The organism is uncultured Pseudoteredinibacter sp., from assembly GCF_947502065.1.
Taxonomy (GTDB): domain Bacteria; phylum Pseudomonadota; class Gammaproteobacteria; order Pseudomonadales; family Cellvibrionaceae; genus Pseudoteredinibacter.
Window position 1 is genome coordinate 54721 of the sequence record NZ_CANMYE010000013.1, and the last position, 14149, is coordinate 68869.

Sequence of the window (14149 nt, forward strand, 5' to 3'; positions counted from 1 at the left end):
GCAGAGCTGAAGTATATCGTCATGTCTGAGCATCTGCGTTTTAAAGATCATTATAATGAAGCTCGAATCTTTTTCCGGCGCGCGATTATCGTAGCGGCTTTAATTGTTGCGCTTGTCATTGTGCTTATTGCACGCCTTTATACTTTGCAGGTTGTTGAGTATGAAACCTACGTTACCCAATCTGATCGTAACCGGGTGCAGGTACAGCCATTGCCTCCTACGCGGGGTTTAATTTACGGTCGTCGAGGCGAGCTGCTCGCTGAAAATAGACCTAGCTATACTCTTTCAATCGTAAAAGAGCAGGTGGGTTCTTTGGAATCCAGCTTGCGTTTATTGCGCCAACTCGTTGATATCAGTGATGATGAGTTGGAAGATTTTCATAAACGGTTGAAGCGACCTAAGCGCCGCCGTCGTCCCTATGAGCCTATTCCCTTACGTTATCTTCTGGGGGAAGAGGAAATAGCCAAGATTGCCGTCAATGAGTATCGATTAAAGGGGGTGGTTGTTGAAGCGCAGTTGGTTCGCCATTACCCCCAGCAAGAGCTGTTTGCTCATAATGTCGGCTATGTAGGTCGTATTAATGAGCGCGAGCTTAAGTCGTTAACGCCTGAAGAATATGCCTTGTACAACGGCACGGATTCCATTGGCAAGATTGGCCTAGAAAAACAGTACGAAAGGCTTTTGCTTGGAAATGTTGGTTATCAACAAGTGGAAACTAATGCTAGAGGGCGAGTGTTAAGGGTGTTGGAGCGAACCGATCCTACCCCTGGCCAGAACCTACAATTATTTCTCGATGCTCAGTTGCAACGCAAAGCTTATGCTGCACTTGGTGGTCGGCGTGGCGCAGTGGTCGCGATGGAAATAGAAACCGGGGGCGTTTTAGCCATGGTGAGCGCGCCTAGCTATGACCCTAATTTATTTGTGACAGGAATTAGCTATAAAAATTATAGGGCTTTGAATGAATCACCGGATCTGCCGCTTTTTAATCGGGCTATTCAAGGTGGCTACCCTCCTGGTTCAACCTTAAAGCCAATGCTGGCTCTAGGCGGGCTAGAGGCTAATATAATTGATGAACATTACTCGGTTCGTGACCCGGGCTTCTATCAACTTGAAGGTGAAGAGCGTAAATATCGAGACTGGAAAAAGCGTGGTCATGGTCATCGTATAGCCTTGAAGCAAGCGGTTGCGCAGTCTTGTGATGTTTATTACTACGATTTGGCATTTCGCATGGGCATTGATCGGATGCACGAATTTGGTGATAAATTCGGCTTGGGCGAGCGTACCGGCGTTGATATTCCCAGTGAGCGATCCGGTTTGTGGCCTTCCCGTAAATGGAAAAGAGGGGTTAGGGGCTTGCCATGGTTCCCTGGCGACAGTTTGAACATGGGAATTGGTCAAGGTTTTGTTTTAACTACGCCGTTACAGCTAGCTTCAATGACAGCAACTTTGGCATCAAAGGGCGTTCATCGTCAGCCTAGATTGGTGAAAAGAGTTGGTGAGCAAGAGTTGCCAGATAAAGCTTCAAAAGTCGTTGAAGCCAGTGAGAAAAATTGGTCGCTGGTAATGGAATCAATGGAAGAAGTTGTGCACGGGCAAAGAGGGACGGCTAAGTCGATCGCAAGAAAGGCTAATTTTCGAATGGCAGGGAAGACCGGAACTGCTCAGGTGGTTGGTATTGCACAAGATGCAGAATACGATTCGGAGGCACTTGCAGAAAGACAGCGAGACCATGCCTTATTTGTTGGCTATGCACCTGCTGACAATCCTAAGATAGCTGTCGCTGTTATTGTGGAAAACGGTGAAAAAAGTTCTTTGGCGGCAAAAGTTGCCCGTGAAATATTCGATGAATATTTGCTTCGCGGACAGTTTGATAATGTCGAGGTGGGCCGATAATGGTACAGCAGGACTTTCAACGTCGAATGCCCGAGGCCAGCCGTGACTTACGCAAGCCGATGGGGGTTTGGCAGCGAATTCATATTGATGTGCCGCTACTGCTTGGTTTATTGGCGCTTACCGCTTTTGGCTTAATCGTATTGTATAGCGCCAGCGGAGAAACTAAATTCTACATCCAGCGCCAAACGGTTTTTATCTCCCTTGGCTATGTCGCGATGTTCACAGCGGCGCAATTTAAGATGAGCTTTTTACAGCGATGGTCGCCGTGGTTTTATCTCGGTGGCGTTGGCTTGTTGGCGCTTGTGTTAATCATGGGCACCGGAGCAAAAGGTGCGCAGCGTTGGTTGAGTATTGGAGGCTTTCGATTTCAGCCTTCAGAAGTCATCAAGCTCGCCGTGCCGATGATGGTGGCCTCCTATTTGGGGGTGAGAGTTTTACCTCCAAGCTTCAAACATATCGTTGTGAGCTTAATGATTGTAGGCCTGCCAACAGTGCTTATTCTTGAGCAGCCTGATTTGGGTACATCATTATTAATTGCAGCTTCTGGTTTGATAGGTCTGTTTTTCGCAGGGCTGCGTTGGCGTTATATCTTGGGGGCCGGTTTGCTGGCCTTAATGAGCGCCTGGCCGATGTGGCAGTTTGTGCTACGCGATTACCAGAAACAGCGCATCCTAACTATGTTCAACCCCGAAGCCGATAAGCTCGGAGCAGGCTGGAACATTATTCAATCTAAAACGGCGATTGGCTCCGGAGGGGTTTATGGGAAGGGGTGGATGAATGGCACTCAATCTCAGTTGAATTTTCTGCCAGAAAGCCACACGGATTTTATTATTGCTGTCCTAGCCGAAGAGTTTGGCTTATTAGGTGTATTGCTGTTGTTGCTGATTTATTTATTTATCCTAGGTCGGGGATTGTTGATTGCTGCAAGAGCGCAATCAAGCTTCAATCGTATCTTGGCTGGTTGTATTACCTTTACTTTTTTTGTTTATATCTTTGTGAATATAGGAATGGTTACAGGTTTGTTGCCGGTTGTTGGGGTGCCCTTGCCTTTGGTTAGTCATGGTGGTACAGCGCTGGTTACTTTGCTCACAGGCTTTGGCTTGCTAATGGCCATTAGTACAGAACGGAGAAAGGTAAGTATTTAAAACGCCGCTTATTGATAGCTTTGATTGCTGTATTATTAACCGGCTTTTATTAAAAGATAAATTGCTTGTATAAAAAGATAAGCTGGTTTTTTTGAGAGATACTAAAAGAGTTTTATAGATGATTGCAGGTTTAAAGAACATTGGGATGACGATGCTGCTAATATCGGCGTCGCTGACATCTACCAAGAGCTTTGCTGAAAACTATGCGCAGCACCCTCAGGCTATTAAGTTGATAGATGAGATGGTTGCTGATCATGATTTTGATAGAGCGGAATTGGAGGCTTTATTTGCCGAGGCTAAGAAAAAACAATCGATCTTGAAGGCCATGTCGCGCCCTGCAGAAAAAGCTCTAGAGTGGAAAGATTACCGCAAGATATTTCTTGATGGACAGCGCACGCCTAAGGGGGTTGAGTTTTGGCGGAAAAATCAATCGGCCCTAGATGAGGCTTCAGAAAAATATGGAGTTCCCCAAGAAATTATAGTAGCCATTATCGGTGTTGAAACTCGTTATGGGCGTATCATGGGTGGCTATCGGGTGCTGGATGCCCTTTCTACCTTGGCTTTTGATTACCCTAGAAGGAGTGAGTTCTTTACTAAGGAGCTTAAGCACTTTTTGCGACTCAGTCGTGAGCAGCAACAGGATCCATTGGCATTGAAAGGTTCCTACGCAGGTGCGATGGGTTACGGGCAATTTATGCCGTCTAGCTTTCGCTCCTATGCTGTTGATTTTGATGGTGACAAGGTTGCCGATATATGGAAAAACAAAAGAGATGCTATTGGCAGCGTCGCTAATTATTTCAAGCACCACGGCTGGCGCCAGGGCGCGCCAGTGGTTGCCCGAGCCGCTTTGGAAAAGAACTTTAAATCAGAGCTGGCCAATCAGTCGCTTAAGCCTAAGTACACGGTTTCATCTTTAGGCGAGGCGGGTTTTAAGGCAATGCTAGACCTTCCCGCAGATGAGGTGAGTAGCCTTGTTAAGTTGGAAGGGGCTAAAGGTACCGAGTATTGGTTAGGCTTGCACAACTTTTATGTTATTACCCGTTATAATCATAGCCGTATGTATGCCATGGCGGTTTACCAGTTGGCTCAGGAAATTCGTAAACAATACGATCTAAAAAAGGCTAAAGGATAATATAGTGGATCTTTTACAGGCTAAGTATATTGCTAAATTAGGGCAGCTAACTGTTCTGCTATTGCTTGCTGCCTGTGGTCAACAAGAAGTTAAAGACAGTGGTCCCTCTCGACCACTTGATTTTTCAGGCTTGGCGGATGCTGTACCTAAAAAAGAAAGCCGTGGGCGGGCGGGCAATAAAAGCCCCTATGAAATTTTCGGGATCAGTTATTATGTAATGGCGGACTCAAAAGGCTTTCGCCAGCAAGGTGAAGCGTCTTGGTATGGTAAAAAATTTCATGGCCGTAACACTTCAAATGGTGAGGTGTATGATATGTACGCCATGACCGCTGCCCATAAGACATTGCCAATTCCCAGTTATGTCAGAGTCACTAATCACCGAAATGGCCGCTCGGTAGTGGTGCGGGTTAATGATCGCGGCCCATTCCATGGCGATCGAATAATTGATTTAAGCTATGCGGCTGCAAGTAAACTTGGTTTTGCGGAGCGGGGTACGGCTATGGTATCAGTGGAGGCTATCGATAGCGGCAATCCACCACTGGATTACCCAGGTTATGTGGCGGCCTCGCAAGCTGGGTCGCAGACACTCGCTGGCGTTGAGGTAGAGCGTCAGAACAAAAGTGAAACGCTTGCAAGCAAGCAATCTTTCTTGCAGGTTGCCGCATTTAGCCAAAAAGCGGCGGCTGAGAAGTTAATGGCAGATCTACGGCAACAAATTACCGAGCCTATGCGATTGCAACAAGCGAAGGGCTTATTTAAGGTGCATATTGGTCCATTACAGAATGTGGCTGACCTTACAGCCGTAAAACAAACTTTACAGGCTCTGAGCTTAGGTTCGGGGTTTGTGGTAAATGACTAAATAAATAGGATAGTCTAGACACATGAGAACTATTGTTACCTTTTTAATCTTGTGCCTAAGTGTCACCTCGGCATTGGCCCAGCAGCTTATACCTGCTCCACCGCAATTGGCAGCAACGGCCTATTTACTGTTGGATGCTGAAACGGGTGAGGTGTTGGTTGAGCATAATGCGGACGAAATGTTGCCTCCAGCGAGTCTCACGAAGATGATGACCAGCTATATCGTTTCCAGTGAGATGGATAGGGGAAATGTGGCGGCTGAAGATATGGTTAATATCTCAGTGCGAGCTTGGAAGATGGGCGGCTCTAAAATGTTTATCCGCGAAGGCACTCAGGTTAGCGTTAAGGATTTATTGCGCGGTGTCATTATTCAATCCGGCAATGATGCTAGCGTTGCTTTGGCTGAGCATATAGCGGGCAGTGAAGAAGCCTTTGCTGATGTTATGAATCAGCAGGCGGCGATCTTGGGCATGACCAGTACGCAATTTTTAAATGCCACAGGCTGGCCAGCTGAAGGCCACTACACCACAGCTCGTGATTTAGCGATTTTAGCGAAAGCCATCATTAATGATTACCCTGAGCATTATGAGATCTATGCTGAGCGATCATTTTCTTACAATGGCATCGATCAAATGAATCGTAATCGCCTACTATTTTTAGATAAATCAATTGACGGTTTGAAGACTGGTCATACTGAAGAAGCGGGTTACTGCTTGGTAGCTTCAGGTGTGAAAAGTGGTATGCGTTTGATTTCTGTGGTGATGGGGACCCGTTCAGATAAGGCTCGTGCTGCGGAATCTCAAAAGCTAATGGCCTACGGTTTCCGCTATTATGAGACGCATCAAGCCTTGGAAGCTGGTCAGCAGTTTGCCTCTCAGCGTGTATGGGGTGGTCAGGCCAAGGAAGTCGCTATTGGTGTTAACAAAGCACTGTCTTTAACGATTCCAAGACGTGGACAAGAGCGCATTAAGCAGAGCGTTAAGCTTGATGAGGTTATTGAAGCGCCTATTAGCGAAGGGCAAGAACTGGGGCGTTTGCAGCTAGAGCTTGATGGTAAGCAGATTGCTGAGGTGCCGCTGGTCGCCCTAGAGCCGGTTCAAGAGGCAGGCTTTTTTGCTCGCTTATGGGATACGATCAAGTTATTTATCTTTAATCTCTTCGCTTAAGTTTCTTTTTTAGTCGTTTTTTACGGCGAATTTAGTACAAATCTCTGAATTCGCCGCTCCCTCTCTCTCTGGCTAGCTTTGCGGTATAATGCTCCTTGTACTTTGATCTACTCGGAACGACAAGATGAGCCAGCCAGACGCCCCTAAAATTGAATTTCCTTGCGAGAATTACCCCATTAAAGTTATGGGTGATGCAGGTGATGAATTACACGCTCTAGTAGTGCGTGTATTCAGTGAACATGCGCCTGGCTTTGATCCAGAGAGGATTCGATTAAAAGACAGCAGTAAAGGTAGTTTTCAATCTTTGACAGTATTTATCACGGCTACCGGAGTGGAGCAGCTAGAGGCTTTGCATAAGGATCTTCAGAGCAGCCCCTTGGTTAAAATGGTTTTATAGATGCCTGCTGTACAAGTTCGCAAGCTTGATTTAATGGACTACGAGCCAGTCTGGCGCTCTATGTCTAATTACACTGATCGACGCGATTCCACCAGTGCCGACGAGTTTTGGTTGGTGCAGCACCCGCCGGTTTTTACCCAAGGGCAGGCTGGTAAAGCAGAGCATGTATTGATGCCTGGTGATATTCCAGTGGTGCAAGTAGACCGTGGTGGTCAGGTAACTTACCACGGGCCTGGGCAGCTAGTATTGTACCCACTTATTGATCTTCGCCGATTGGGTATTGGTGTTCGAGATTTAGTAACGGCTATTGAGCAGGCTTTAGTAAAAACCCTAGCTAGCTTTGGTTTAGAAGCCTACCCGAAAGCGGATGCTCCTGGGGTTTATATTAATGATGCAAAGATTGCGTCATTGGGTTTGAGAGTAAGGAAAGGTTGTAGCTTTCACGGCTTAAGCTTGAATGTTGAGATGTCGCTGGAGCCTTTTTTAAGAATTAACCCATGTGGATATCAGGGGTTAGAAATGGTGCAAATGGCCGATCTTATTGAGCCAACACCATGTATGGATAGTATTGAGAATGAATTGGTTCGCTGTTTAATGGAGCAGTTGGGCTACGATAAAAAAACAATAGTAGCAGGCCTGCCTGATGCTGGGGCCTGTGAGTGAGACAATCGTGAGTGAACGACCCGAAAATACGCCTGTAAAACGCACCCGCCGACATAAAGCCGGCGAAAAACTTCGCGATGCCGACAAGGTGGAGCGTATTCCCGTAAAAGTTATCGCCAGCGATGAAGTTAAGCGAAAGCCTGAGTGGATTCGAGTTCGTATGACGGCTTCACCCGAGGTGGACCGCATTAAAAAAATTCTTCGTAAAAACGGGCTGGCGAGTGTTTGTGAAGAGGCGAGCTGCCCCAATTTGGGTGAGTGTTTCGCCGGTGGCACCGCGACTTTCATGATTATGGGGGAGATCTGTACAAGGCGCTGTCCTTTTTGTGATGTTGGCCATGGTAAACCATTGCCGCTTGATCAGGGTGAGCCTAGAAACCTAGCCGAAGCAATTGCTGAAATGCGTTTGAAATACGTGGTAATTACTTCAGTTGATCGCGACGATTTACGTGATGGTGGGGCTCAGCATTTTGCCGATTGTATTCGCGATGCGCGCGAATTGTCACCAAATCTACAGGTTGAAATTCTAACGCCCGATTTTCGCGGCAGAATGGATAAAGCGCTAGATATTTTAGAGGCCGAAGCGCCGGATGTGTTCAATCACAATTTGGAAACCGTGCCTCGTTTATATCGCCAGTCTCGCCCAGGCGCAAATTACGCTTGGTCACTTAAGCTGCTCAAAGAGTATAAGAAGCGTCGCCCCGATGTATTGACCAAGTCAGGTTTAATGGTGGGTTTGGGTGAAAGCAAAGAGGAGATCTTTGAAGTGATGCGGGATATGCGTGAGCATGATATCGATATGCTGACAATTGGTCAGTATCTGCAGCCATCCAAAAGTCATCTAGCGGTAGATCGCTATGTTCACCCTGATGAGTTTGATGAGTATACCGCCATGGCGAAAGAGTTAGGCTTTACGCATGCGGCATGTGGGCCATTGGTGCGCTCTTCGTATCATGCTGATAAGCAGGCCCATGGCGAGGAGGTTTCCTAGGCTGACTTGCAGCTAGGTGGCAAAGAGGCTCTTTACCACGCTCTTAAAAGAGCCTCTAAAAGTTTTAGGCTTGATTAACAGCTCAAATCTTCAGCGGAAACTAAAAGCTTCCGCTTTCCACTTTCGGGTGCCTAAGTAGATATTCGGTGTTCAGGGCCAGTACTTTTTCAGGAAAATCCGTGAACACGCCGTCTACTCCCATTGCGGCCAGATGCCCCATGTCCTCTTCATGATTTACAGTGTACACCCAAGTCTTTAGGCCCCGGGCACTGGCATCATCGATCAGCCCCTGCCGCAAGAATCCAAGGCAGGCGTGGAGCGAATAGGCGCCAAGTTGCTCGCAGCAGGCGGCGTAGTCTAGCGGTACGCCGGCGAATAGTGCTCCGCGTTTAACTTCAGGCAGTCGCTGGCTAAGCTTATGTAGCTGAACATGATCAAAACTTGAGATAAGGTAGGACTCATAGCATCCTTGTTTATAGAGTACAAAGTCTTCTATCTGTTGGCTGACTGACTTCACGCAACCGGGCCCTTTTAACTCGATATTAAGCAAGGCTTTATCGGCAACAAGCTCCATCACCTCTAGCAGGGTCGGAATGTGCTCGCCGCAAGATAGCGGCGTCTTCCTGAGTTCTGCTGGATCTTGTTGTACGAGTAACTCGCCACTAAAAGGCCCTGTGCTTAACCTGCGGTCATGGAAGACCAGAAGCTCGCCTCGCACATTCCAAACATCGATCTCAATAGCATCGACTCCAAGCTCTAAGGCCCGGCTTATGGCGCGTAAAGTGTTTTCGTAGCGTTGGGAGCCGCCACGGTGTGCAATACAAAATAATGGCTTATCGAGTTCCATAAGCGCCTGCTGTCGCTGTTGAGGGTAGATGCCCATACTTTAATCGCCATCGGCCAATTTGTGAGCAGATTGTTAGTGCTAAGTGTGACATTTATATGTACAAGAGTAATAACCAGCTACACTTTTACCAATATTATTTATTTCTATGCTGCTCTTTGAGCTTGCTAAAAATGAGCGTAAGTAAGTGCATACATCTGTTCTTGGCGTTATTATGTATAGCTCTGGGAAGATTTTAGCCTGAAATGCAGCGCTCAGCTAAATAATGGATTTGTCCATAAGCATTGATAGCCTGAGTTAGCTGGGTAGAATAGAGAATTCGATCTTAAGAAACGGGTGCACTGGATGTTGCAAGGCTTACGCAAGTTGAAAAATCTACTGATTGGCGCAGTGCTATTGCCCCTTTCAGTGCTTGCTTTCCCGGCCTTTGCTGATGGCGAAACCGTTATTCTGGCCCCTGCTGCTGTGGTTTCTGGCTTTCGCGACTTTACCGCTGGCCGCCAGCTGGGTGATATTCGCGATTATCGTTTCAGTGCCGACTACACCCTGAAACATCAAGACCCTTTCATTAACCTAGAAGTCATTGAGTTGGTGCTACTGGTGCAGGCATTGCAGTTAGGTGGGGTAAAGGGCGAAATCAAGATTAAATCCGCTTCGAGCTTCAGCATCCTTTCTAAGGTAGAAAAAGGCGATGCGTTGCTCGGTGGCGTTTCTATTTGGCGTGAACGTACCCAAAGCCGTGCAAAATCTCTGTGGGTGAGTGACCCAATTATTCGTCAGGGTGAATTCCATTTAGGCTTGTATAGCTGTGGCCGCCCTATGTCCATCATTGATCTGTCAGGCTTGCAGCAGTTTAGGCTGAGCTCACATGCTAATTGGCCAATGGTTACTGAATTACTGCAATCGTTGGAGGTTGCGGATCTCTCTTTGAGCTCTGATTGGAATCAAATTGCAAAACAGTCTTGCAGTGGCGCGAGTGATTTAATAGCCGCACCCTTTACGGCATCAGCGGATAGACCTTTGCAATACTTGGAAAAGTTTTTGAGCCCGGTGCCCGGTGTTAAGCTGAAGGTGAGCGGTACTCGCCACTTTATCATCAGTCGTTTACACCCCAAGGGTAAGCGAACCTATTTTTCTCTCCAGCGCGGAATGCGTAAGCTGCGGGTTAAAGGTAATATTGCTCGGGCTCTAAGGCAGTCGGGCTTCTTACCCTCAACGACCGCAAACTGGGCCTTCCTCAACTAACAATAAGAATAAACTCTCATGTCTGAAGCGACGACTTCTGTGCCGGCTCTTGCTTGGCTCAAGCGCAGTATGATTTGGCTTGCCCCAATATTGGCCGCATTTCTGGGAGCAATGATGTGGCAGCAAGGCTGGCCTATCAACGCCGCAATGACCGCCGGGCTCACTCTGTTGTGTGCGCTTTGGTGGATGTTTGAACCTATACCTATTCCTGCTACTTCACTTATTCCTTTAGGGTTGTTTCCACTATTGGGGATACTGACTCCCAAAGATGTCGCTCTGGCTTACGGTAGCCCCTTAATTATCTTGCTAATGGGCGGGGCAATGCTCTCCAAGGCGATGGAGAAAAGCGGCGCTCATCGGCGTGTAGCGCTGGGTATGGTTGGACTTTTTGGCGGCGGCAGTCAGCGTCGCTTAGTGCTGGGTTTTATGGCCGCCTCAGCGCTGTTGTCGATGTGGATATCAAATACTGCAACCACCTTAATGCTGTTACCTGTCGCTTTGGCAGTGCTTGAAAAAAGCACAGATCGCAAGTTGATGATTGCTCTATTGTTGGGCATTGCCTACGCAGCCAGTATTGGTGGTTTAGGAACCCCTATTGGAACTCCTGCCAATGTTATTATGATGCAGGCCTACCAAGATGCTACTGGTGTTGAATTAAGCTTTGTCGATTGGATGCAGTGGTCTATTCCTGTGGTGATATTGCTGGTGCCCTTAGCTGGATTTTGGCTGAGTCGTAAGCTCGGCAAAGATACCAGTATGCTTCAGTTGCCAGACCTTGGGCCGTGGCGAAAAGCGGAGCGCAGAGTGCTGTTTGTTTTTGCCTTAACGGCAATCGCCTGGGTTACGCTTAAGGGGCCTTCTGGTGGTTGGGGGCAGTGGTTGCCTAACGCCAATTACGGCGCTGTCGCACTTTGTGCAGTCCTTGTTTTATTTATTTTGCCAGACGGTGAGGGCGGGCGTTTACTGGATTGGCAGAGCGCCAATCAAATTCACTGGGGCGTGCTACTGCTTTTCGCCGGTGGTATTGCAATCGCAAAGGCCTTCACCAGCACAGGCCTAAGTCAAGCTATTGGTGAGGCACTCGCAGGCTTTAATCAGTTGCCAGTTTTACTATTGTTAATTTTGTTGAGCTTTGGGGTAGCTTTTTTAACAGAAGTTACCAGTAATACGGCGACAGCCACTCTGCTGATGCCTATTTTGGCAGCGACAGCAATTGCTGCTGGCATGGAGCCAGCTTTAATAATGTTGCCGGCTGCCTTAGCCTCAAGTTGCGCCTTTATGTTGCCTGTAGCTACAGCGCCAAATGCAATTGTGTTCGGTACCGGACAGGTCAAAATTGCGGATATGGTGAGCAATGGCTTTGCTATTAACCTGATTGCGGTATTAGTGATCAGTATTTGTAGTTTTGTGCTATTAAGCTTGGGCGCATTCAATTAATCTCAAACTAAAGTTTAGTCGCTTAAAGCCGCTACTTTATCTACTGATTTATTCCCTTTTCAGGGGAAGTAGTAGCTAAGGTGAGCAGATGTCAAAGCAGCTAGCGGCCGTCGACTTAATGCGGCGCTTTTACCAATTGGTGATGAATAAGCCTCATCATGAATTGGTTTTGTGGTTGCTTAAAAACTGGTCGGATCTGCCATACGTTTCTCGTGTTGTATTGCTTACCAATGAATCTGGAGAGCATTGGGTGCGTGGCACGGGAGTGGGGGAAAACCTCACTGTGCTAAATACGGGTTTAAGTAACTTTCGTAAAATCGCCGCTGAGCAGGTTTATCATTGCTATAGATCTTCCACCCCACAGTTGTATGCCGTTAGTGAGCTAGCCCTAAATGATAAAAACTTTCTTGATGTAAGCCAAAGTCTAGCCTGCGTCCCTATTGGTGAAGGTGATCAGCCTATAGGTCAGTTGTACTTAGAGCTTGATGTTGATGTAAGCGAAGTTGAGCAGTTGCTGCAGGAGCGACAGCAGTTACAAGTGTTTTGCGGGCTTGTGCTGCAACATTTAATTGTAACCTGGCAGCACCAGCAGCAACTCGAAAAAGCGAAAGTTGCGGAGCAAGCACTTTGGGCTAGCGAGGTTTATCTACGATCTATTTTGGATCACTCTCCTGTTTTTATCTCAGTAGTGGATCTCGGTGGCAATGTTATTCTTAGCAGTGATCATCACTTGAATGATGAGCTTTCGTTGTCAGCTAGTACACGTTATAACGGTCATCATGTCTATTCTCTTTTCCCTGAAAAGATTGCTCAAGCTTTGTGGTCTGGTAAACCTGAAAGCGAAGATGACGTGAATGCAGACTGGGAATTCTCTTATTGCTCGCCAGATGATGGTGAAATCAAGTACTACTGGATAAACCGCTTTCCCTTGCTTGATCAGCAGGGGAAGCTATTTGCGAGCTGTGCCATTTGTACCGATATTACGGAGCGAAAACATTCCGAGCTTGCAATGCAGGAGCAGCAAAAGCGACTCAATTATTTGGCCTTTCATGATGAGCTTACCGGCTTGCCTAATCGCACATTGTTTCATGAACGCTTGCTGCACAGTTTAGCAAGAGCAAAGCGAAATCAAAATCAGGTGGCTATAATGCTGCTTGATGTTGATCGTTTTAAGTATATCAACGATAGCTTTGGGCATGATGCAGGCGACGCATTGCTAAAGGTTATTGCTGAACGCCTGGTTTCTTGTGTGCGCGAAGTGGATACCGTAGCGCGATTAGGTGGTGATGAGTTTGTCCTAGTGATTGAAGATATACAGCATCAGAGTGATGTGGCCTTGGTGACCGAAAAGATTCTAAATATTAGTGCGGAGCCTTTCGAATTAAGAGGCTACGAGATTACCAGCACCTTGAGTATTGGAGTGAGTGTTTTTCCTGCCGACGGTGAGGATAGCGAATCCTTGCTTAAGCATGCAGACGTGGCGATGTACCGGGCAAAGGATGATGGTAAAAATACTTATCGTCTATTTGATCAATCTATGAATGAGCAGGCAGTGCAGTCCTTACTGCGTGAAAATGAACTCCGTAAAGCCATTAAAAATAATCAGTTAAAGCTCTTGTACCAACCTAAAGTTGATCTTCACAATACCGAAGTAATTGGTGTTGAGGCCTTAGTTCGCTGGGATCTGGGTGATGGCAATTTTATGTCCCCAGCGGATTTTATCCCCCTTGCCGAAGAGACTGGCTTAATTGTGCCGCTCGGTGAGTGGGTGTTAGATGAAGCCTGTAGGCAGCAGCGCTCTTGGCTAGACGGCGGCCTTAATATTGGTTCTGTCGCTGTAAATTTATCGCCTAGACAGTTCCTGCAGGGTGAATTTTCAGACTTCATTAAATCTGTTTTGGATAAATATTCTCTTCCGCCGTCTAGCTTGGAGCTAGAAATTACCGAAACATCAGCGATGGAAAATGCTGAGCAATCTGTGCTGATGCTGAAGCGTCTACATGCAATGGGAGTTGCCTTGGCTATGGATGACTTTGGAACTGGTTACTCCTCTCTGGCCTATCTAAAGCGCTTTCCCATCGACACTTTAAAAATTGATAGAAGCTTTATTCGAGATATCTACCAAGATAAAAATGATGCTGCCATCGCTAAATCAATTATCGATCTTGGGCATAATATGGGTTTGAAGGTGGTGGCAGAAGGTATCGAAACCAGTGATCAAAAGTTCTGGCTGAAAAAACAGGGTTGTGACTATGCCCAAGGTTTTTACTTCTCTAAACCTATTTCAGCCCAAGAGATTGAAGAAAGCCTATTCTCTATTAAACGTAAACTTGAGCTGGTGGCCAGTAATAATATTGGTCTGGGTATTTAGCTGGGTA

General features: G+C 46.9%; 12 protein-coding genes. 11 read left to right on the forward strand and 1 reads right to left on the reverse strand.

All coding sequences use genetic code 11. The annotated features are described in order from the left end of the window. The first annotated feature begins 21 nt into the window (after positions 1 to 21). From mrdA to lipA, 8 genes are all read left to right on the forward strand, one after another. Positions 22 to 1893, forward strand: coding sequence for a penicillin-binding protein 2 (mrdA, locus tag Q1A41_RS19135; protein WP_299982407.1), 1872 nt, complete (start codon positions 22 to 24; stop codon positions 1891 to 1893). Further along, positions 1893 to 3038: a rod shape-determining protein RodA gene (rodA, locus tag Q1A41_RS19140; RefSeq protein ID WP_299982410.1), complete on the forward strand. Its 1146-nt coding sequence runs from the start codon at positions 1893 to 1895 to the stop codon at positions 3036 to 3038. The genes mrdA and rodA overlap by 1 nt, the downstream gene beginning before the upstream one ends. A 118-nt stretch (positions 3039 to 3156) precedes the next feature. Beyond that, positions 3157 to 4170 (forward strand): lytic murein transglycosylase B, encoded by a 1014-nt coding sequence (gene mltB / locus Q1A41_RS19145; protein WP_299982413.1) that lies wholly within the window; start codon positions 3157 to 3159, stop codon positions 4168 to 4170. A gap of 4 nt (positions 4171 to 4174) precedes the next feature. Continuing rightward, complete coding sequence (locus tag Q1A41_RS19150; protein ID WP_299982416.1) at positions 4175 to 5029, forward strand: septal ring lytic transglycosylase RlpA family protein; 855 nt, start codon at positions 4175 to 4177, stop codon at positions 5027 to 5029. 22 nt (positions 5030 to 5051) lie between these two features. After that, complete coding sequence (locus Q1A41_RS19155) at positions 5052 to 6194, forward strand: D-alanyl-D-alanine carboxypeptidase family protein (protein ID WP_299982419.1); 1143 nt, start codon at positions 5052 to 5054, stop codon at positions 6192 to 6194. 124 nt (positions 6195 to 6318) lie between these two features. Next, a complete protein-coding gene (locus Q1A41_RS19160; protein ID WP_299982422.1) occupies positions 6319 to 6591 on the forward strand; it encodes a DUF493 domain-containing protein in 273 nt (90 codons plus the stop codon). Then, entirely contained in the window at positions 6592 to 7254 is a 663-nt protein-coding gene (gene lipB / locus Q1A41_RS19165; protein WP_299982425.1) for a lipoyl(octanoyl) transferase LipB, read from the forward strand. It abuts the gene before it with no gap. 7 nt (positions 7255 to 7261) lie between these two features. Continuing rightward, positions 7262 to 8245, forward strand: a complete 984-nt coding sequence (lipA, locus tag Q1A41_RS19170; protein ID WP_299982428.1) for a lipoyl synthase — start codon at positions 7262 to 7264, stop codon at positions 8243 to 8245. A gap of 100 nt (positions 8246 to 8345) precedes the next feature. Here the strand turns inward: lipA and Q1A41_RS19175 are convergent, their stop codons facing one another. Beyond that, positions 8346 to 9128 (reverse strand): glycerophosphodiester phosphodiesterase, encoded by a 783-nt coding sequence (locus Q1A41_RS19175; RefSeq protein ID WP_299982433.1) that lies wholly within the window; start codon positions 9126 to 9128, stop codon positions 8346 to 8348. A gap of 306 nt (positions 9129 to 9434) precedes the next feature. Between Q1A41_RS19175 and Q1A41_RS19180 the strand changes: the two genes are divergently transcribed. The 3 genes from Q1A41_RS19180 (at position 9435) to Q1A41_RS19190 (ending at position 14142) form a co-directional block, all read left to right on the forward strand. Continuing rightward, positions 9435 to 10334, forward strand: a complete 900-nt coding sequence (locus tag Q1A41_RS19180) for a hypothetical protein (protein ID WP_299776157.1) — start codon at positions 9435 to 9437, stop codon at positions 10332 to 10334. Positions 10335 to 10352: 18 nt separating this feature from the next. Then, positions 10353 to 11771 carry an SLC13 family permease gene (locus Q1A41_RS19185; protein ID WP_299982436.1) on the forward strand — a complete coding sequence of 473 codons (1419 nt, stop codon included), beginning with the start codon at positions 10353 to 10355 and terminating at the stop codon, positions 11769 to 11771. 88 nt (positions 11772 to 11859) lie between these two features. Then, the gene (locus Q1A41_RS19190) at positions 11860 to 14142 is read left to right on the forward strand and encodes a bifunctional diguanylate cyclase/phosphodiesterase (protein ID WP_299982439.1); all 2283 of its coding nucleotides are present in this window, start codon (positions 11860 to 11862) and stop codon (positions 14140 to 14142) included. Positions 14143 to 14149: the final 7 nt, after the last annotated feature.

Excerpts from the sequence above, each read along its gene's own strand:
- mrdA (WP_299982407.1), top strand. The coding sequence starts at position 22 with ATGTCTGAGCATCTGCGTTTTAAAGATCATTATAATGAAGCTCGAATC.
- rodA (WP_299982410.1), top strand. The coding sequence starts at position 1,893 with ATGGTACAGCAGGACTTTCAACGTCGAATGCCCGAGGCCAGCCGTGAC.
- mltB (WP_299982413.1), top strand. The coding sequence starts at position 3,157 with ATGATTGCAGGTTTAAAGAACATTGGGATGACGATGCTGCTAATATCG.
- Q1A41_RS19155 (WP_299982419.1), top strand. The coding sequence starts at position 5,052 with ATGAGAACTATTGTTACCTTTTTAATCTTGTGCCTAAGTGTCACCTCG.
- Q1A41_RS19160 (WP_299982422.1), top strand. The coding sequence starts at position 6,319 with ATGAGCCAGCCAGACGCCCCTAAAATTGAATTTCCTTGCGAGAATTAC.
- lipB (WP_299982425.1), top strand. The coding sequence starts at position 6,592 with ATGCCTGCTGTACAAGTTCGCAAGCTTGATTTAATGGACTACGAGCCA.
- Q1A41_RS19175 (WP_299982433.1), bottom strand. The coding sequence starts at position 9,128 with ATGGGCATCTACCCTCAACAGCGACAGCAGGCGCTTATGGAACTCGAT.
- Q1A41_RS19180 (WP_299776157.1), top strand. The coding sequence starts at position 9,435 with ATGTTGCAAGGCTTACGCAAGTTGAAAAATCTACTGATTGGCGCAGTG.
- Q1A41_RS19185 (WP_299982436.1), top strand. The coding sequence starts at position 10,353 with ATGTCTGAAGCGACGACTTCTGTGCCGGCTCTTGCTTGGCTCAAGCGC.
- Q1A41_RS19190 (WP_299982439.1), top strand. The coding sequence starts at position 11,860 with ATGTCAAAGCAGCTAGCGGCCGTCGACTTAATGCGGCGCTTTTACCAA.